The 17,731-nt window shown below is 65.1% G+C and carries 16 protein-coding genes; 9 read left to right on the forward strand and 7 right to left on the reverse strand.

The window, feature by feature from the left end:
* Window positions 1–18 precede the first annotated feature (18 nt).
* A complete protein-coding gene (gene argE, locus E5675_RS09015) occupies window positions 19–1,215 on the forward strand; it encodes an acetylornithine deacetylase (RefSeq protein WP_136174225.1) in 1,197 nt (398 codons plus the stop codon).
* Between the two features lie 9 nt (window positions 1,216–1,224).
* Window positions 1,225–1,983, forward strand: a complete 759-nt coding sequence (locus E5675_RS09020; RefSeq protein WP_136174226.1) for a GntR family transcriptional regulator — start codon at window positions 1,225–1,227, stop codon at window positions 1,981–1,983.
* 16 nt (window positions 1,984–1,999) lie between these two features.
* On the opposite strand, the gene E5675_RS09025 is transcribed toward E5675_RS09020, so the two are convergent.
* Genes E5675_RS09025 through E5675_RS09035 form a run of 3 tightly spaced genes read right to left on the reverse strand, consistent with a single transcriptional unit; the run spans window position 2,000 to window position 7,466 of the window.
* The gene (locus tag E5675_RS09025; protein WP_168707829.1) at window positions 2,000–3,295 is read right to left on the reverse strand and encodes an MFS transporter; all 1,296 of its coding nucleotides are present in this window, start codon (window positions 3,293–3,295) and stop codon (window positions 2,000–2,002) included.
* Window positions 3,292–5,286 carry a S9 family peptidase gene (locus E5675_RS09030; RefSeq protein WP_136174228.1) on the reverse strand — a complete coding sequence of 665 codons (1,995 nt, stop codon included), beginning with the start codon at window positions 5,284–5,286 and terminating at the stop codon, window positions 3,292–3,294. Before E5675_RS09030 ends, E5675_RS09025 begins: the two co-directional genes overlap by 4 nt.
* 53 nt (window positions 5,287–5,339) lie before the next feature.
* Window positions 5,340–7,466, reverse strand: coding sequence for a TonB-dependent receptor (locus E5675_RS09035; protein WP_136174229.1), 2,127 nt, complete (start codon window positions 7,464–7,466; stop codon window positions 5,340–5,342).
* A 133-nt stretch (window positions 7,467–7,599) separates the two neighbouring features.
* On the opposite strand from E5675_RS09035, the gene E5675_RS09040 reads away from it, so the two are divergent.
* From E5675_RS09040 to E5675_RS09070, 7 genes are all read left to right on the forward strand, one after another.
* A complete protein-coding gene (locus tag E5675_RS09040; RefSeq protein WP_136174230.1) occupies window positions 7,600–8,061 on the forward strand; it encodes an acyl-CoA thioesterase in 462 nt (153 codons plus the stop codon).
* 17 nt (window positions 8,062–8,078) lie between these two features.
* Window positions 8,079–8,837, forward strand: coding sequence for an SDR family oxidoreductase (locus E5675_RS09045; RefSeq protein ID WP_136174231.1), 759 nt, complete (start codon window positions 8,079–8,081; stop codon window positions 8,835–8,837).
* Between the two features lie 2 nt (window positions 8,838–8,839).
* Window positions 8,840–9,739, forward strand: coding sequence for a 3-keto-5-aminohexanoate cleavage protein (locus E5675_RS09050; protein ID WP_136174232.1), 900 nt, complete (start codon window positions 8,840–8,842; stop codon window positions 9,737–9,739).
* A 59-nt stretch (window positions 9,740–9,798) separates the two neighbouring features.
* Window positions 9,799–10,677 carry a hypothetical protein gene (locus E5675_RS09055; RefSeq protein ID WP_210727631.1) on the forward strand — a complete coding sequence of 293 codons (879 nt, stop codon included), beginning with the start codon at window positions 9,799–9,801 and terminating at the stop codon, window positions 10,675–10,677.
* The gene (locus E5675_RS09060; RefSeq protein WP_136174234.1) at window positions 10,674–11,906 is read left to right on the forward strand and encodes an aconitase X catalytic domain-containing protein; all 1,233 of its coding nucleotides are present in this window, start codon (window positions 10,674–10,676) and stop codon (window positions 11,904–11,906) included. Before E5675_RS09055 ends, E5675_RS09060 begins: the two co-directional genes overlap by 4 nt.
* 26 nt (window positions 11,907–11,932) lie before the next feature.
* The gene (locus E5675_RS09065; RefSeq protein ID WP_168707830.1) at window positions 11,933–12,346 is read left to right on the forward strand and encodes a DUF126 domain-containing protein; all 414 of its coding nucleotides are present in this window, start codon (window positions 11,933–11,935) and stop codon (window positions 12,344–12,346) included.
* 308 nt (window positions 12,347–12,654) lie between these two features.
* The gene (locus E5675_RS09070; RefSeq protein ID WP_136174236.1) at window positions 12,655–13,683 is read left to right on the forward strand and encodes an IS110 family transposase; all 1,029 of its coding nucleotides are present in this window, start codon (window positions 12,655–12,657) and stop codon (window positions 13,681–13,683) included.
* Window positions 13,684–14,096: 413 nt separating this feature from the next.
* On the opposite strand, the gene E5675_RS09075 is transcribed toward E5675_RS09070, so the two are convergent.
* The 4 genes from E5675_RS09075 to E5675_RS09090 form a co-directional block, all read right to left on the reverse strand.
* The gene (locus E5675_RS09075; RefSeq protein ID WP_247594847.1) at window positions 14,097–15,026 is read right to left on the reverse strand and encodes an alpha/beta hydrolase; all 930 of its coding nucleotides are present in this window, start codon (window positions 15,024–15,026) and stop codon (window positions 14,097–14,099) included.
* 326 nt (window positions 15,027–15,352) lie between these two features.
* Window positions 15,353–15,892, reverse strand: coding sequence for a GNAT family N-acetyltransferase (locus tag E5675_RS09080; RefSeq protein ID WP_136174238.1), 540 nt, complete (start codon window positions 15,890–15,892; stop codon window positions 15,353–15,355).
* Window positions 15,893–15,942: 50 nt separating this feature from the next.
* Complete coding sequence (locus tag E5675_RS09085; RefSeq protein WP_136174239.1) at window positions 15,943–16,728, reverse strand: methyltransferase domain-containing protein; 786 nt, start codon at window positions 16,726–16,728, stop codon at window positions 15,943–15,945.
* 62 nt (window positions 16,729–16,790) lie between these two features.
* Entirely contained in the window at window positions 16,791–17,660 is an 870-nt protein-coding gene (locus E5675_RS09090) for an NAD(P)-binding domain-containing protein (RefSeq protein ID WP_136174240.1), read from the reverse strand.
* Between the last annotated feature and the right edge of the window lie 71 nt (window positions 17,661–17,731).

Below are 17,731 nucleotides of genomic sequence, written 5' to 3' on the forward strand. Positions count from 1 at the left end.
CGGTGGAGGTCCCGGCCGATGACCGGCGCACCGCGAAGCGACGACAATCTTGCGCACGCGCTGGCCGCGTCGGCGATCGAAATCCTTGCGCATCTGGTTGCGTTCGACACGACGTCTAGCGCGTCGAACCTCGCGCTGATCGACTATGTGGAAGCATATCTGAAGGCGCATGGCGTCGCTTCGCGGCGGATCGCCAACGCCGACGGCAGCAAGGCCAATCTGCTCGCGACGATCGGGCCTGCCGACGCGCGCGGACTGGTGCTGTCGGGGCACACCGACGTGGTGCCGGTCGAAGGCCAGCCGTGGAGCCACGATCCCTTTACGCTGGTAAAGGACGAAGGGCGGCTCTACGGGCGCGGCACTGCCGACATGAAGAGCTTCATCGCGCTGGCGCTCGCGGCGGTACCTTATCTGACGCCGCGCATGATGACGCGCCCGGTCCATCTCGCCTTTTCCTATGACGAGGAGATCGGGTGCCTCGGCGCGCCCGACCTGATCGACGCGCTGGTCGCCGAAGGGCGTCGCCCGGTCGCGGCGATCGTGGGCGAACCGACCGAAATGGCGATCATCAACAGCCACAAGGGCATCCACCTCTATGAAGTCGTCGTCACGGGGCGCGAGGCGCATTCGAGCCTGGTGCACGAGGGCGTGTCGGCGAACATGGTCGCGATCGACATATTGGGCGTGCTCGGACGCATCGCCGAAAGCGAGCGCGCCTATCACCGCGACGCGCGCTTCGATCCGCCTTGGTCGACGCTGACCGTGGGGACGATCCGCGGCGGTACCGCGGCGAACATCCTGGCGCGCGAATGCCGCTTTACCTTCGACCTGCGCACGGTGCCTGACCGCGACGTCGGTGGCGTGCTCGCGCCCTTCTGGGCAGCGATCGAGGAAGCGCGAGCGCGGCTGAAGGACGAGGGCGAGGAGACCGGCATTACGGTACGGACGATCGCCGAGGTCCCGCCGCTGCGCCGCGAGGAGGAGGGCGCAGCCGAGCGGCTGGCCGCAATGCTGAGCGAGGCCGCGGCCCCGGCGGGCGCGGTATCCTATGGCGCCGAAGCCGGACAATTCCAGACGGCGGGCATGTCGACGGTGATCTGCGGCCCGGGTTCGATCGTCCAGGCGCATCGTCCCGACGAATATATCGAGATCGCGCAGATTGAGGCGGGCGCGCGCTTCATGTCGAGGTTGATTGCGATGACCCATGCGGAGTAGAGATCGGCGATGCGCGCCGCCCGACCCAAATCCGAAAAATCCGCCGAGCCAGCGGAGGTCCTCGACATAAGCGACGAGGTCGCCCGTCAGTCCTCGGGACAGAAGGTCTATGCCTTGCTGCGCGAGCAGATACTGAACCTCGACCTGCCGCCGAACACCGAGCTGGACGAGGTTCAGTTCAGCCGCGAGCTCGGCTTTTCGCGCACACCGATCCGCGAGGCGCTGATCCGGCTGGCGTCCGACAGCCTGGTGGTGCTGGCGCCGAACCGGGGCGCCCGCGTCGCGCCGCTCGACCTCGATCAGGTGCCGCAGGTGCTTGAGGCGCTCGAGCTTTATGAACGGGCGACCACGCGCTGGGCCGCCCTCCGCCGGCAGCCGCATCATCTCGACCTGCTCGAACAGCGCAACCGCGAGTTCGCCGCCGCGAGCGAAACGCGCGATCCGCGCCTGATCGTCGAGGCGAACTGGGCCTTTCACGATGCGATCAATCAGGCGTGCGGGAACAAGTTCCTAGCCGCCGACTGCTCGAAAATGCTGCGCGGCGTGATGCGCCTGTCGCTGCTCGCCTTTCGCCAGAACGGCGCGGCGCTGCTGAGCTATTCGGACGTCATCGACCAGCATAACCAGATGATCGATGCGATCAGCCGCGGCGATGCGAACGAAGCCGAGCGGCTCGTCTACGAGCATTCGGACGAGTTTCGCGAGCGGATGAAGACCTTTGTCGCCGGTGCGAGCACCGCCGATTTCTTGCTGAACGGTCGCGGCTGAGCCGCGACCGCCAGCTTCAGTCCTCCAGATCCTCTGCAACTCTGCCGCTTGCGCGGTAGAAGAAGGCCGCGGTCGGCACGGTCAGCGCCATGACGATGATGAGCGCATAGCGCAGCCCTTCGGGGCCGTGAATCGCACTGAAATGGTCGCTGAGCGCGCCGGTGATCACCGGCCCGAGCCCGAAGCCGAGCAGGTTGCCGAAGAAGAGAACGACTGCGATCGCTGTCGCTCGCCGGGCGCTGCCGCACACCGCATGGATTGCGGCGAAGGCGGCTGGCAGCGCGGCGTAGAGCAGGATACCCCCGATCGTGCTGACGACCAGAAAGGTCGGCAGGTCGTCGATCAGGAACATCGCACAATTGGGCAGCGTGGCGAGGCCGAAGGCGATGGCGGGAAAACGCACGATCCAGCGCGGATCGCGCCGCGACAGCGCATCCTGGATCGCGCCGCCGGCGAGGCTGCCGATGAGCACCCCGAGCGCCGATGTCGCGCCATAATAGAGGCCCGCCTGTTCGATCGGGCTTTCGATCACGCGCACGAGGTAGGAGGGCACGAAGACGAGCGAGCCATAGGCCGCGAAATGATAGAGGGTGAAGCCCGCGAGCATGAGCACGAACGACCGCTTTCCGACGAGGCGCTCGACCGAGGTACGGAAATCTTCCGTACTGGCGCGGGGCACCGCGGCATCGACGCGCTGGCGCGGCTCGTCGAGCACCCACCAGACGAGCGCGGCGATCAACAACCCGGGCAGGCCGAACGCAACGAGCGTCGCGCGCCAGCCATGCGCGGCGACGAGCTGCGACCCTGCAGAAAGGCCGATCAGATAGCCGACGGTTCCCGATGTCGCGAAGATGCCGATCGCGCGGGCGCGCTGCGCGGTCGGGAAATAATCGACGATCAGCGACTGGGCGGGCGGGGTCGCGCCCGCTTCGCCCACACCGACACCGATACGCGCGAGCAGCAGCTGCCAGAAACTCGCCGCCGCAGCGCACAGGACCGTCATCAGGCTCCATACCGAGATCGCGACGGCGATCAGTATCTTGCGGTTACCACGATCGGCGAAGCGCGCGATCGGCAGGCCGAACGCCGAATAGAGCAGCGCGAAGGAGAGGCCGCTGAGCAGACCGAGTTGGGTGTCGGAGACCCCGAATTCCTGTTTGATCGGCTCGAGTAGCACCGAAATGACAACGCGGTCGATCGAGCTCGACGCGCCGACAAGGAAAAGGATCGCGAGGAAGGTCCAGCGGCGTGCCGGAGAATAGAGATGCGCCGCGCCGCCACCCCGTGCGGCGGGGGTGGGGGTGATGCTCAATTGCGATCTCGCCACTGTGCGAACCAGCGCAGCACGCGCGTCCCCTGATCGATCTGCGCTTCGTAGCGCGCAGCGGCGTGCCCCTCTTCGGGGTACAGCACCAGTTCGGTCGGTACGTCGGCAAGCACGAGCGCGTGGTGGAACTGGACCGCCTGCGCCGGCGGGGTGGTCTTGTCCATCTCGCCCGCGATCAGCAACGTCGGTGTCGTCACCTTGTTCGCATGCGCCAGCGGGCTCCGCTGGTCGAAGGTGCCGCCGACATCGTACGGATCGCCTTCCGAATAGAGCGACAGGAATTCCGGATGGTGGGCGGTGAAATACTGGCTGCGCATATCGGTTAGCGGTGCGATCGCGCACGCCGCCTGAAAGCGGCCGGTCTGGCCGACGAGCCAGGTGGTCATGAAACCGCCGTAGCTGCCGCCGGTCACGAACAGCCGGCTGCCGTCGACCGGATGATTGGCGATCACATGGTCGATGCCGGCCAATATGTCGTGCACATCCTCGCCCGCCATGTCGCCGATGACGCGCGAGGCGAAATCGAGCCCGCGTCCCGAACTGCCGCGCGGATTGGGGAAGAGCACGGCATAGCCCGAACCGACGAGCAGCGCGGCGAGCGGGTTGTCGAAGGTCCAGCTGTCGCGAAACAGGTGCGAGGGGCCACCGTGAATGAAAGCGACGAGCGGCGGACGTTCGACCCCTTGGGGCATCGCGAGATAGCCGAGTATGTCGAGCCCGTCGCGGCCCTGCCAGCGCACGACTTCGGCCGGTTTCATACGTGCCTGAACGGGCGCGAGATCGGGCGGGGTCAGATCGAGCAGCATCTGCTCGCCCGTGGCGGTCGAGCGCGCGAGATAGGGATAGCGATCGAAGGCGTGGCCGGGAACGAGGACGGCGTAGTCGCCTTCCGGGATCGCATAGGGCACTTTGCGCCCCGCGGTGCCCGAGGCGCGCCATTCAATCACGGTGGTATCGCTCGCGATATCGAGCGTCCCCGCGACCGACCCCGGTGCGGCGAAGCCCGCGAAGAAGAGGCGGTTCGCATCGCGCCAGGCGAGCGCCGAGACCTGTGCGCCTATATCGGGCTCGCGCGCCGCGCCGGTCGCGCGGTCGTAGAGGATGAGCGAACCGAGCTGCACCGTGCGGTGGAAGCGTCCCTCGATCGCCGCGATCGTCTTGCCGTCGGGCGCGGCGGTTACGCCTGCTATCTCAACCTCCGGCGCGGCGAAGCGTTCGAACGCGCCGCCCGCCGCGGGGGCGATCGCGATTTCGGTTTGATACCATCCGCCTTCTGTCGGGCTGGCCGAGGTGATCGCGACGACTGCGTCGGGACCGCACCAGTCGGCTTCCCAGACATTTTGGCCATCGGCGCCGACACGCTGGAGCGCCCCGCTTTCGACGTCGAGAATGTGCGCGCGGCGCCACAGGCCGTCATGGCCGCCGGTTTCGACGGTCGGCATCCATGAGGGGCGTTCGCCGCCATCGCCGCCGCCGATGCGTGCGGTCGCCGCCGACCCGGCAGCATCGGCACCGGCGTCGGCGCTCTGGAGCAGAATTCTGCCGCTGTCGGCTGCCCAGACGAAGCTTTCCACTGCCTCGCCGGCGATCGGTGCGGGCGCGGTGGCGCGATCGAGGGCATCGGCCGATGCGATCATCAACTGGAAATTGCCTGCGCCATGATCGCGGTCGGACAGGAAGGCGAGCCGGCGGCCGTCGGGTGACCATTTCGGCTGGCTGTCGTTCGCTGCGTCGCTGCCCAGCAGGGTCACCGCGCCGTCGGGGGCGAGCAGGCCGATGCGGGAGACCGGGAAGCCGCCGCTGGCGCGCATCATCGGACCCGAAAAGGCGATCATGCCGTTTGTCGGATTTGCCGCGACATGGACGATGCCATGGAATTGCGCCGCGCCGGGGCGATAGACGCGCTCGAAATAATCGCGGACCTGCGCTTCGATGGCGTTGGCGGAGGAGGGGAGATCGCAATCCGGGGAAGGCACGGGCAAACCTTTGAAAAGGCGGGGGCCGGATCGCTCCGGCCCCTGCAAGAGACTCAATAACGGAATTCAAACTGCAGGCCCACCGTGCGCGGGCGCATGCGATATTCCTGGCTGATGTCCGTCGGGGGCTGGGTGATGCCGTTCCAGTTGCCGATATTCTCGACATAGAGCGACGCGGTCCAGTTGTCGGGCGATTCGAGCCCGATACTGCCGCGCGCGAGCAAGGGGTCGTCGCTGACGAAATAGCGCGCCGCGCCTGCGGCGAGCAGGCGCGCCGGAATCTTCGAGCGATAGGTCAGCGAGCCCGAGAGCACGCCCTTCAATCCCGCCTGCCCGACCGGGAAGCGATAATCGAGGAAGCCGCTCGCCGTATATTCGGGAGAGAAGGCGAGCCGGTCGCCCTTGTTGTAGAGCGTGACGGGTCCGGCAGCGGTCTGCGTCACGATCGGGCCGGCAAGGTCGAGACCGTTCCAGCTGAACGTGCCGCCGATATCGAGCCCCTCGAGCGGGTGCGCGGTCAGCGCGAGGTCGGCGCCGAAGCCGCTCGCTTTCGGCCCGTTCACCGACGCGGCGAACACGACGCCGTCGATATCGACGTTCAGATTCTGCTGAATATCCTTCCAGTCGATATAATAGAGCGCGGCATCGAAGGTCAGTCCGCCGTCGAGCAGGCTACCCTTCGCGCCGATTTCGTAGTTCGACAGGCGGTCGGCCTTGACCGGCGGAATGCCGGGCGCGCTGCGGATGATCGTCGGGCTCTGGTTGAAGCCGCTGCGAAAACCCTGCGAATAGGAGGCATAGGCGGTGAATTTGCGGCTCGGCAGCCAGGTGATCACCGCGCGCGGGGTGACCGCGTCGAAGGTGTCGGTGCGGCGCGCGAGCGGCTGGGCCGGATTGCCCGTGGTCGGGGTGACCTCGATCTGGGTCACGCGGTCCTTGAAGTAGCGCAGGCCGCCGGTGACTTCGAGCGTGCCCTCCATGAAGCTGCGCGTGACTTCGCCGAACGCCGCGAACGAGCGCGACTTGTCCTGGAAGTTGATCGGTGCGGGAAGCACGAACAAGGTCTGGTTCAGAAGGTCGGACGCGTCGCGATAGAAGCCGCCGACCGACCAGCGCCAGTCGCCGCCACCGGTCGAATTGATCAGCAGCTCCTCGGTGAAGATCTTCGAGCTGATTTCGGTGTGGAGCGTCTGGTTCGCGGCGAGATTGGTATAGTCGCGCTCGCTGAGGTTGGTGAATTTGAGATAGCTCGTCGCGCTCGACACTTCGAAGGCGCCGAAGTCGTAGCCGAGTTTGGCGCTGAACGCGTCATAATTGAGCTTTTGCGGCAGGGGGACGGTGGTGAGCTGGTTGCCGTCGTCATTGGCATAGGCGGGTGCGTCCTGATCGATGCGCGAGATCCACGCCGACAGGCCGAAGCTGAATTCGTCGGTCGGCTGGCCGTTGAGCTTGACGCGCACGTTGCGCGAGCGCGTGTCGTTGGCGTTTTTGATGCCGCGCGCGGGCTGGTCGATCCAGCCGCCGGCGCTTTCGAAGCCGCCGACGATGCGGAGGCCAAGCTTGTCCTCGACGAGCGGGATGTTGACGGCCATGTCGCCGCGATAGCTCTGGTCGCCGCCCTCGGTCGCGGCGACGCCGGCGCGTGCCTTGAATTCGAAGCGGTCGAGATTTGCATCGTTGGTGAGGACGCGCACGACGCCGTTCAGCGCGTTGGCGCCGTAGAGCGTACCCTGCGGCCCGCGCAGCACTTCGATCCGCGACATGTCATAGGCGTTGGTGTCGGGCAGGATCGCCGACTTGACAAGGCCGAAGGGGACCGAATCGATATAGAAGGCCGACGTGCTCGATCCCGCGAGCGTCGCGCCGTTCGCGGCGACGCCGCGGATCGTGAGCTGCGTCCCGCCGCCCTGCGGCGAGTTGGTGATCGAGATGCCGGCGACCGAACGCAAAGCTTCGGAGACGCCGCCGCTGGCCTGCGCGTCGAGTTCCTTTCCGCCGAGCGAGGTGATCGAGATCGGCACGTCCTGGAGCCGTTCCTCACGCTTTTGCGCGGTGACGACGATTTCGTTCGCGCTCCCGGCGCCCGCGTCTTCGTCCGCCGTCTGCGCGGTGGCGGGCGCCGTCCACAGCAGCGCGGCGAGAACGCCAAGGCCCGATCCAGTCTTCAGCTTGCTACGCATAATGTCCCCTTTTGCACGTTTTATGGATTGTGACGAGAGTGCGAATACCCAATGAACACATTGTGTATAATCTGTGTAGACAAGTCAAGCGCGGGCGATTAGTCCGATGCCATCGGCAACGGAAAGGTGCGACATGGAACAAGAAATCACCGTAGAATCAGTGGGAAGCGCTCCCGTCGAAACCTTTCGCGGAGTCGTCTTTCCGTGGCATTGCGACGCGATGGGGCACATGTCGGTGCAGCATCAGATGCCGCTTCTCGACAATGCCGTCTATCATCTGCTCGGCTTTTTCGGCCCCGTCGCGGCCGAGGTCGATGGCCGCCGCGCAGGCTGGGCCGATGTCTCGCACGAAATTCGCTATCTCGACGAAATGACCGCGGGCGACCTGCTCGTCCTTTCGAGCGGCATCCTGTCGGTCGGGCGTTCGTCGATCCGGCACCGGACCATCCTGTCGCGGCGCCCCGATGCGACGGCCTGCACGATCATGGAGGGCGTCACCGCCCGCTTCGACCTCTGCGCGCGCAAAGCGACGCCGCTGTCCGATCGCGAACGCGCGATAGCCGAGCGGCTGATGCTGCCGGCCGAAACAAACTGAACCAGAGGGAGACTTTAATGCAACGAGTGCTGGTAACCGGTGCGGGCGACAGCGTCGGCCGAGCGATCGCCGAGCGTTTCCTGCAAAAGGGCGCGAAGGTGCATATCTGCGACGTGCGCGGCGATGCCGTCGCGGCGACGCTGGCGGCCAATCCGGGAATGAGCGGCAGCGTCACCGACGTCGGCGTGCGCGCCGAGGTCGACGCGCTGTTCGACGATGTCCGCGCGCAGGTCGGCGACCTGTCCATCCTGGTCAACGTCGTCGGCATGGCGGGCCCGCGTGCGCCGATCGAGGATATCGACGAGGATGAATGGGATAAGACGATCGCGGTCAACCTGTCGGGTATGTTCTATACGATGAAGCGCGCCGTCCCGATGCTGAAGGCGAACGGCGGCGGGTCGATCGTCAATTTTTCGACCTGTTCGACGCGAACCGGCATTCCGTTCCGCGCGCCCTATATCGCGTCGAAGGCGGGGGTCGAAGGGCTGACGAAGAACAGCGCGCGCGAGCTGGGTCCGTCGGGAATCCGTGTCAACGCAATCCTGCCCGGCATCATCAACAACGACCGCTTCCGCTTCATCGTCCAGCGCAACGTCGACGCGACGGGCCGCAGCTTCGAGGATATCGAGAACGACTATCTCAAATATGTGTCGCTGCGCTGCAAGGTCGAACTCTCCGAGTTCGCGGACATGGTCGAATTCATCACCTCGGACGCCGGCAAGAAGATCACCGGCGAGATCATCGCCGTCAGTGGCAACATGGAATGGGAAGAATGACGATGAACCAGAAAACGATCCTGACCTGCGCGGTCACCGGCGGCGCCCCCTATAACAAGAAGCATCCGTCGATGCCGGTCACCCCGAAGCAGATTGCCGACGCGTGCATCGAGGCGGCGTCGGCGGGGGCGAGCATCGTCCACATCCACGTCCGCGATCCCGAGACGGGTGAGGGTAATCGCGACCGCGCTCATTTCCGCGAAGTCGTCGACCGCGTCCGCCAGACCGGCACCGACATTGTGCTCAACCTGACGTGCGGCATGGGCGCCTATTTCCTGCCCGATCCCGAGCGCGAAGGGCATATGCTGCCGGGCAGCGACGTCGTCGGCGTCGACGAGCGCGTCGCGCATGTCGAGGAACTGCTGCCCGAGATCGCAACGCTCGACATCGTTACGAACAATCAGGTCGAGGGCCCGACCGAATATATCTATTTCAGCCCGACGCACACGCTGCGCGCGATGGCTAAACGGTTTCAGGCGGCAGGGGTGAAGCCCGAACTCGAAGTGTTCGGCCCCGGCGACATATTGTTCGGCAACAAGCTGGTCGAGGAAGGGCTGATCGATGGGCCGCCGATGATGCAGATGGTGCTCGGCGTGCAATGGGCGGCGCCGCACGGCGTCGAGACGATCCTGTATCAGAAGGGCCTGATGGCGCCCGGTACGATCTGGGGCGCTTTCGGTATCGGGCGCGAACAGATGCCGATGCTCGCGCACACGCTGCTGCTCGGGGGCAACATCCGCGTCGGGCTGGAGGATAATCTCTATATGTCGCGCGGCGTCTGGGCGACCAACGGCCAACTCGTCGAACGCGCCTATACGCTCGTGAACGCCGTCGGCGGCTATGAGGTCGCGACGCCCGCCGAGACGCGCGAGATGTTGAAGCTCAGAACACCGGGCGCATGACCGGGACGGCCGCAACAATCCCTTGGTACGATGCAGGAGCGGTCGCGCGGGCAACGCCGATGCCCGCGCTGATCGCTGCGTTGCAGCACGCTTTCGCTTCGGACGAATATCACGCACCACCGCGGCTCGCCGCCGATATGGGCGGGGCGTCGCTGCTCGTCATGCCGGCGTGGAAAGGAAGCGAACGGATCGGCACGAAGATCGTCATGGTCGATCCGCGCGCGCGTCCTTCGATCCAGTCGACATATATCCTGTGCGACCGCGCGTCGGGCCGGCCGGTCGCTGCGATCGATGGTGCTGCGCTCACGCGGCGCCGCACCGCGGCGGCTTCGGTTCTTGCCGCATCGCGGCTTGCGCGGCCGGCGTCGGCCATCTTGTTCGTCCTCGGGACCGGCGCGCTCAACGCGCCGATCATCGAAGCCTATGCCTCCGCTTTCGCGTTGAAACGGGTTCTGGTCTGGGGCCGCGATGCGGCCAAGGCAGAGGCGGCGGCGCGCGCGGCGCGCGCGCAGGGATATCCTGCGGAAGCGGTTGCGACGGTCGAGGCGGGATTGGCGGTAGCGGATATCGTGTCGGCTGCGACGCTCGCGGCCGAACCGCTGATCGCGGGAGCGAAGCTGCGGCCCGGTATGCACATCGACCTGATCGGCGCCTTCCGGCCCGACATGTGTGAGGCCGATGCCGAGGCGTTCGCTCGTGCGCGCGTTTTCGTCGATACCCGCAAAGGCGCGATGGAAGAGGCGGGAGACCTGCTGCAGGCGATCGCCGCGGGTGCAGTCGGCGCGGGTGCAATCGAAGCCGATCTTGCGGCGCTCTGTTCCGGCGTACATCCGGGCCGCGCGGGCGATGAAAAGTCGATCACTCTGTTCAAATCGGTCGGTACCGCGATCGAGGACCTGGTGGCGGCCGAACTCGTCGTGCGGGATGTCGCGCCGTGAAGCTCGAACCGATCGACCATGCCCTGCTGGCGGGCGAGCATGGCGCGGCAGCCGCGCGCGCCATGGCGCTTCTCGTCCGTTACGGCACCGCCTGCGGCGCCGAGCATTTTATCCCGATCGAGTCCGCGCATATCGACGGATGCCTCTATCATGGGCCATCGAGCATCGATTTCGCCCGGCGCTTCGTGGATCTGGGCGGCCAGGTGCGCGTGCCGACCACGCTCAATGTCGCGGCGGTCGATGTCACGCACCCTGGTTGGCATTGCGGCCCGCCGGAGATCGTCGCGGAGCAGGAGACGCTGACGCACCTGCACGAACAACTCGGTTGTCTGCCGACGCTGACCTGCGCGCCCTATCAGCGCATGGCGCGTCCGCGGCGCGGCGAACATGTCGCCTGGGCCGAATCCAATGCGATCGTCTTCATCAATTCGGTACTCGGCGCGCGCACCGACCGCTATGGCGATTTCACCGACCTCTGCGCCGCGCTGACGGGGCGCGTCCCGCTGGCGGGCCTGCACCGCGACGCGGCGCGGCGGCCCGCGGTCGTTTTCGAGCTTCCGTCGATCGAGGCCACGGGGTTGCCGCGCGATCTCTATTTTGCCGCGGTCGGCTATGTCTTCGGCCGGCGCGCGCCGGGGATCGTTCCCTATTTGCGCGGCTTGCCGATCGATGCGAGCGAGGACGAGTTGAAGGCGCTCGGCGCGACGGGGGCGTCGTCGGGCGCGCTCGCGCTGTTCCATGCCGAGGGGGTGACGCCCGAGGCCGCGGACATGCCGACGCGAGGGGTTCCGGTCGAAACCGTGTCGCCGGTGGAGGTCGAAGCCGCGATCGCCTCGCTCTGCCGCGCGGCCCAGGGCGAGGCGGTCGCGGCCGTCTGCCTCGGTACGCCGCACTATTCGATCCAAGAATTCGCCTTGCTCAATCGGGCGGTCGACGGGCGCCGCCGGTCGGCGGCAACCGAAATCTTTGTGTCGACGTCGCGCGAGATCGCGGCCCTGATCGCAGGCGACCCGGCGTTCGACGCCTTGCGCGCCTTTGGCATCAATATCGTCGTCGACACCTGCACCTATCTGGCGCCGGTCGTCCGTGAGACATCGGGGCTGATCCTGACGACATCCGGCAAATATGCGCATTACGGTCCCGGCAATCTTGGGCGCCGCGTCGCGCTGATGACGCTCGAGCGTTGCGTCCGGTCGGCCGAGACGGGGAAGGTGGCGGCACCATGCTGATCCGTGGACACGCATCGATCGAGGGGATGGCGAGCGGGACGCTATTGAAGCTCTCCGATCCGCTGAGCCTTTGGGGCGGAGTCGATCTGCACACCGGCCGAATCGTCGATGCCTCCCACCCGCAGCGGGGCGCCATACTCGCCGATCAACTGCTGGCGATGCCGGGCAGCCGGGGATCTTCCTCGTCATCGAGTGCGCTGGTCGAACTTGCCCGCGCGAAGCGCGCGCCGGCCGGCGTGATCACCACGCGCGCCGACCCGATCCTAACGATCGGCGCCTTGGTTGCCGACGACCTCTACGGCACGATTATTCCCATCCTGATCATATCCGAAGACGATTTCGCAAGTCTGACGTGCGGCGCGACCGGGCATCTTTGGTGCGAAACCGATCGTTCTGTGCTTACGTTTCCGGGTCACGAACCGATGCGGTTTTACAGCTAGCCGGAAAGCAGAACCGCGTAGTCGGTTGCCGAGGCGATCGATCCCGTGATTTATGCCGGGCGTGCCGCCGTCCCATCCCCGCACAAGCGAGGGAACGAACGGCACGCCTTTGAAGGCCATCCTTCGGCTCAGCCTATGCGGTTCCGTCGGGGGTGGGAAGTATGTCGCGCAATACTCCAACCATTTTGCCGTGAACGTCGGCTTTCCGAGATTCGCGCTCGAAACCCGCCTGTCTGAAATTGATGACGTGGACGGCTCTCCAACCTCCCGCGGTATGATCCGCGGGATGAGCTGGAAGGAGAGCTACGATGGAGAAGATTGCAACAGTCGGGTTGGATATCGCGAAGTCGGTGTTTCAGGTCCACGGCGTTGATGCTGCAGGCGAAGTCGTGGTGCGCAAGCGCCTGAGCCGGGCGCGGGTTGTTCCATTCTTTGCGAAGCTGCCGCGGTGCCTGGTCGGTATCGAGGCTTGCAGTACATCGCATCATTGGGCCCGTGAGCTGATCGCGTTGGGGCATGATGTTCGGCTGATGCCGGCGCAATATGTGAAGCCGTACGTGAAGCGCGGCAAGAATGATGCTTCCGATGCCGAGGCGATCTGCGAGGCGGTGACGCGGCCAACGATGCGGTTCGTCGCAGTAAAGACCCCGGAGCAGCAGAGCGTGATGATGCTTCACCGGGTCCGCCTGATGCTCAACCGCCAGCGCACTCAGCTGTCGAACGCGACGCGGGCGCATATGTCGGAGTTTGGGATCGTGGCGCCGGTAGGTCGCATTGGGTTCGACCGCCTGCTGGCGATAGTCGCCGACAAAGATGACGAGAGCATCCCACCCGATGCCCGGCTCTGCCTGGAGATGCTCGGGGCGCAGCTCGCCATCGTGAAGGAACAGATCCTCGAGAACGACCGGAGCATCCGGGCGAGTGCGCGCGATACGGAAGTCGGGCGGCGGCTGATGGAGATTCCCGGCGTCGGCCCGCTGCTTGCGAGCGCCTTCGTCGCCAGCGTCGCTGATCCCCAGGTATTTAAGACAGGCCGTGACCTTGCTGCATGGATCGGCCTGGTCCCCCGACAGAACTCCAGCGGCGGGAAGGAGCGGCTCGGCGGCATATCGCGTGCGGGCAACCAATATCTGCGCCAGATGCTCGTTGTTGGGGCGATGGCGGTAATCCGTCACGCAGAACGACACGGGACCAAGCGGGTCTGGCTTATCGAGCTGATGAAGAGGCGCGCCACGAAGGTCGCGGCCGTCGCGCTCGCGAACAAGACCGCGCGCATGGTCTGGGCCCTGATGACGAGCGGCGAGCACTACCGCGAACCGCAGGTCGCGCACGCATAGGAGATCAGGCGCCGGGCAAGAAGGCGTCGCCGAGGTTGGGAAGGGCAGACAGGAGCTGATGCACAAAGCCGGTTGAAACCGCCGGATCAGGAAAACCCATTTTGGCCGGTGCACTCCGAGTGCGAGAAATTGGTCGGGACCCGATCCGCGCGAAAGGCATCATGGCCAGCGGCGCATGACAAGGCCGCATCACAGGCCGGACACATGGCTGCACCAACCAGCAACTGCATCATCCAGAAACCGCTTGCCAACGGAGGGCCGTCCACACACGGCCACTCCGGGCAGCAATCGCAAGAGCAAAGTGGCAGTTTTGAGTGGATGCCGGATCGGCGGGTATGAAGGGGAAGCTGTTTCAGCCGCAGATAGTCCCGCAGTCGCGCCAGCGGCCGGAAGCGAAATTGTTCCGGAGAAACTCATTCCGAATGTCTCCCCATAAAGTCGAGGATCAGGCGCGCTATCTCTTCGTTCTTCTCGTTGAGAGCGAAGTGGCCCGCGTCGAGCAAGTGAATTTCTGCATCAGGCACGTCCTTCTTGAACGCGGCGCCCCCCGCGGCGATGAAGGATGGGTCGTTGGCTCCCCATACAACCAGGGTTGGCGGCTGACGTTCGCGAAGCCAAGCCTGCCACTTCGGATAGGCCGCCACGTTGGTCCGATAATCGTAGAGCAAGGCGGACTGGATCTCGCGCTGGCCCGGCTTTGCGAGATGCGCAAACTCGTTAAGCCAACTTTCGGGATTATAACGCTCTGGATGCGATGTGCCGGCTATGTGGCGCTGCATCGTGGTTTCGAAAGACAGGAAGGTTTCAAGAACTTCCGGATGGCCTTTCGGATCGGCCCAAAATTCGGCAATTCCGGGCCATTTCTTGCCCAGACCTTCCCGATATGCATTGCCGTTCTGCGTTATGAGCGTTTCCAGACGCTCGGGATGCGCCAGCATCATCCGGAAACCTACCGGAGCGCCGTAATCGTGAAGGTACATGCTGTAACGCTCGACCTTTAGGCGTACCAGCAGCTCATCCATCACTTTCGCGAGATGATCGAACGTATAGGGGAAGGCGGATGGATCGGGTGCGTCGCTTTGTCCGAAGCCCGGGTAATCCGGCGCGATGATGTGGTATCGAGTGGCCAGCAGCGGGATGAGCGCGTCATACTGGCGAGATGACGTCGGAAAACCATGCAGCAAGACGATTGTCGGCGCATCTTTCGGTCCGGCTTCGCGATAGAATATGCCGACGCCGCCGATTTGCACCTTGTGATAGGTCGTAATCGAATGAGAAGACGCCTGCGGAGCGGCCCATGCCGCCGATGTGACATTGGTAAATAGGATAACAGCTGCCGCCACGCAGAATAGCCAATTTGTCAGGCGGACGGCCGCACAGCAAATCATGAAAGGTCCTCGATCCAGCCAGTGTCAGCCTTCCGCCGTGGACGATCCAAAACAGCCTTTGGACACGAAGCACCGGGAAAGCTCACAAATTATCGTGGTTTTATATTCGCTCGGAGGGCCCGGTCAGTTACAGCAACAAGACCGCAGCATCCATTTCGGGCCGTGCACGGGCTCGCGGCCCAGGGTCACTGCTGTTCATTGATATCTGCGCTTGAAAGGTGCCCGACCGCGACCGGCCAAATTTGGGAGAACCAATTCGGTTGGAGGTACAAGGCTCTTCCTCAGCACCCCCGTAAAAGCTCCTTCTCGAGTATTTCAAAAAAGAGGTCATTCCGGGCCGGGCGGCCGAACCGATCGTCTCCGTAGGGGAACGGCTCGGTCTCTCCGGTCCGCGCATACCCGCGCCGTTCGTACCAGGCGATCAGCTCTGCGCGCTGGTGGACGACGCTTAGGCGCATTCGCCGGGCACCATGGGTAACCGCGAAATCTTCGGCTGCCGCGAGCAACTTCGTGCCGAGACCGCCGTCCTGGATCTCCGGCTTCACCGTGAGCATGGCGAGATACCAGGATCCATCGCCATTGTCGTCGAGGCGCACATGACCGATATGCGCTCCCGCGGTATCTCGCCAGATCAGCAATCGTGCACCCGAAGCGGCCAAATCGTCGCGCAAAAGGGACTCGTCGATCCGCGTGCCCTGGATCAGCGTCTCAACCTTCCACTCGGCCTGCCCAGCGATGTCGCGATACGCCCGGTTCGTCATTTCGATGGCCGCGGGATAGTCGGCGGGATGCGCTTCTTGCAATTCATACTCGGTGGTCATCGTTTTTCGCTCTGATTTGGCCGGACTGGCAGAGGAGGTGGCGGGCGCCCTCACCGGGGTTTGCGGAAGCGGTAAATGATGCGGTCAGTCTTTCCGCGGACCGCGGGATCGAGCGACAGCTTCGAATGATCGTCGGCGGGGTTGCGCAGCAGATCGGACTCGGCTTCGAGCTTAAACCCCGCGCGCTCGAAATCCGCGCGGAGCTTCGCCGGTTCGATGCGGTGGAGCTTTCTGACGACCGCGCGTGTGTCGCCGCCGGGCGCCGCGACGTGATCGACGACGCCGACAATCCCGCCGGGCTTGGTCGCCGCGAAGATTCTGGCGAGGAACGCGTGCGGGTCCATCCGCGGAAACTGGAACTGTTCGTTCTCCCAATAGGTGTCGTGATAGACGAGGTGCATTAGCACAAAGTCGAAGCTCGCAGGGTCGAGCGTCAGATCGGCGGCGGTGCTCGAGATCAGGTGGACGCTGGGAACGCGCGCGACCAGGTCGGCAAAATTCTTCTTGCCTGCATCGTCGAGCAGATTGGCGGGCTCCCACGCGACCACCGCACCCTTGGGACCGACCGCGCGGCCCATGATCTCGGCATAATAGCCGACGTGCGTGAAAGGGACCGAGGTCCCGGTAAACAGGTCGAGCGCGCGGTCGCCCTGCTCAAGCCCGAGAAACTTCAGCACCTCGACGGGCTTGCGGCTTTCGTCGAGCGCGACCGCCTCGACGGGCCTCCCGGGATCGGCGACGGCCGCCCGCACCTCGGCGGGAGCGGCCTGGACTGTCGCCATCGGCAATGGCACCGCGAGCATAAGCGGGAGCAGGAGCGGTTTCAGAATGCGCATTTGGTTTTCTCCGATGGTGGCGGTCAATGGTGGACGAAAGCGCCCTCCGTCTCCGTCCGGAATCAGGTAAGGTTCCTCGACGTTCCATCTGTCTGGCCGACCGCAGACCAATCGCGCTCCCCACCGCCAGCACCAATGATCGCGTCCATGCGTCCGGCGATCAGTTCCGTCAGTGGCAGTTCCGCATCGCCTGCCGCCGCGAGCGCCAAGCCCACATCCTTGCGCCCCAGCCGCATCGGGAATCCCGCCGGCTCGAACCGCTTTTGCGCGATGATCGGCCCGTAGCTGCCGATCAGGCGATTGCCGTAGTTCACTTCGAGCAGCAGCGCCGCCATCCGATTCGCGGCGATCCCGTGAGCGGCGACGATGCGGAACTGTTCCGTCAGCATCTGCATGATGGCCGGGATGCCGGCGTTGAGCGCGATCTTTGCCGCCGCGGCCATCGCCGGGCGGTCGCCGACCCGTTGCGTCTCTGCCCCGATCGCGTCGAACAAGGGCTGTGCTGCGTCCAGATCGTCCGCGGCGCCCGCTGCGATCACCGACAGCTTGCCGGCCGCCGCCACGTCCGGGCGGCCCAGCACCTGCGCCGACACGAAACGCTGTCCCGCCTCGGCGTGCGCCGCCGCCAGTCTGGCGGTGAGGTCCACGCTGACCGTGCTGCACGAGATATGGAGCAGGTCGGGACCTGCCGCGAGCAGTCCGCCGTTCCCGAACACGACCGCCTCGACGGCCGCGTCGTTGGCCAGCATCGTCATGACGGTGCCAGCCTGGGCGGCCGCGGCGAGGCCGGCGGCGACCTTCGCACCCCGAGCAGCGAACGGCTCGGCTTTGTTCCGGTCCCGGTTCCAGACGGTGACCTGGTGACCGGCCGTTAGGAGATTGCCGGCCATGCCCGAGCCCATTTGCCCGAGCCCGACGAATGCTACATCCATTTTCATCTCCTCTAGCTTCGAGGGCCGCCCCGGCGATCTGAGCTGACCAACCAGGCGACATCGGCGTTGCT

The organism is Sphingopyxis sp. PAMC25046 (assembly GCF_004795895.1).
Taxonomy (GTDB): Bacteria; Pseudomonadota; Alphaproteobacteria; order Sphingomonadales; family Sphingomonadaceae; genus Sphingopyxis.

What these genes read in the sequence shown, in the direction of transcription:
- E5675_RS09035 (WP_136174229.1), bottom strand. Translation starts at nt 7,466, where the DNA reads ATGCGTAGCAAGCTGAAGACTGGATCGGGCCTTGGCGTTCTCGCCGCG.
- E5675_RS09050 (WP_136174232.1), top strand. Translation starts at nt 8,840, where the DNA reads ATGAACCAGAAAACGATCCTGACCTGCGCGGTCACCGGCGGCGCCCCC.
- E5675_RS09055 (WP_210727631.1), top strand. Translation starts at nt 9,799, where the DNA reads ATGCCCGCGCTGATCGCTGCGTTGCAGCACGCTTTCGCTTCGGACGAA.
- E5675_RS09070 (WP_136174236.1), top strand. Translation starts at nt 12,655, where the DNA reads ATGGAGAAGATTGCAACAGTCGGGTTGGATATCGCGAAGTCGGTGTTT.
- E5675_RS09045 (WP_136174231.1), top strand. Translation starts at nt 8,079, where the DNA reads ATGCAACGAGTGCTGGTAACCGGTGCGGGCGACAGCGTCGGCCGAGCG.
- E5675_RS09040 (WP_136174230.1), top strand. Translation starts at nt 7,600, where the DNA reads ATGGAACAAGAAATCACCGTAGAATCAGTGGGAAGCGCTCCCGTCGAA.
- E5675_RS09080 (WP_136174238.1), bottom strand. Translation starts at nt 15,892, where the DNA reads ATGACCACCGAGTATGAATTGCAAGAAGCGCATCCCGCCGACTATCCC.
- E5675_RS09020 (WP_136174226.1), top strand. Translation starts at nt 1,225, where the DNA reads ATGCGCGCCGCCCGACCCAAATCCGAAAAATCCGCCGAGCCAGCGGAG.
- E5675_RS09090 (WP_136174240.1), bottom strand. Translation starts at nt 17,660, where the DNA reads ATGGATGTAGCATTCGTCGGGCTCGGGCAAATGGGCTCGGGCATGGCC.
- argE (WP_136174225.1), top strand. Translation starts at nt 19, where the DNA reads ATGACCGGCGCACCGCGAAGCGACGACAATCTTGCGCACGCGCTGGCC.
- E5675_RS09065 (WP_168707830.1), top strand. Translation starts at nt 11,933, where the DNA reads ATGGCGAGCGGGACGCTATTGAAGCTCTCCGATCCGCTGAGCCTTTGG.
- E5675_RS09085 (WP_136174239.1), bottom strand. Translation starts at nt 16,728, where the DNA reads ATGCGCATTCTGAAACCGCTCCTGCTCCCGCTTATGCTCGCGGTGCCA.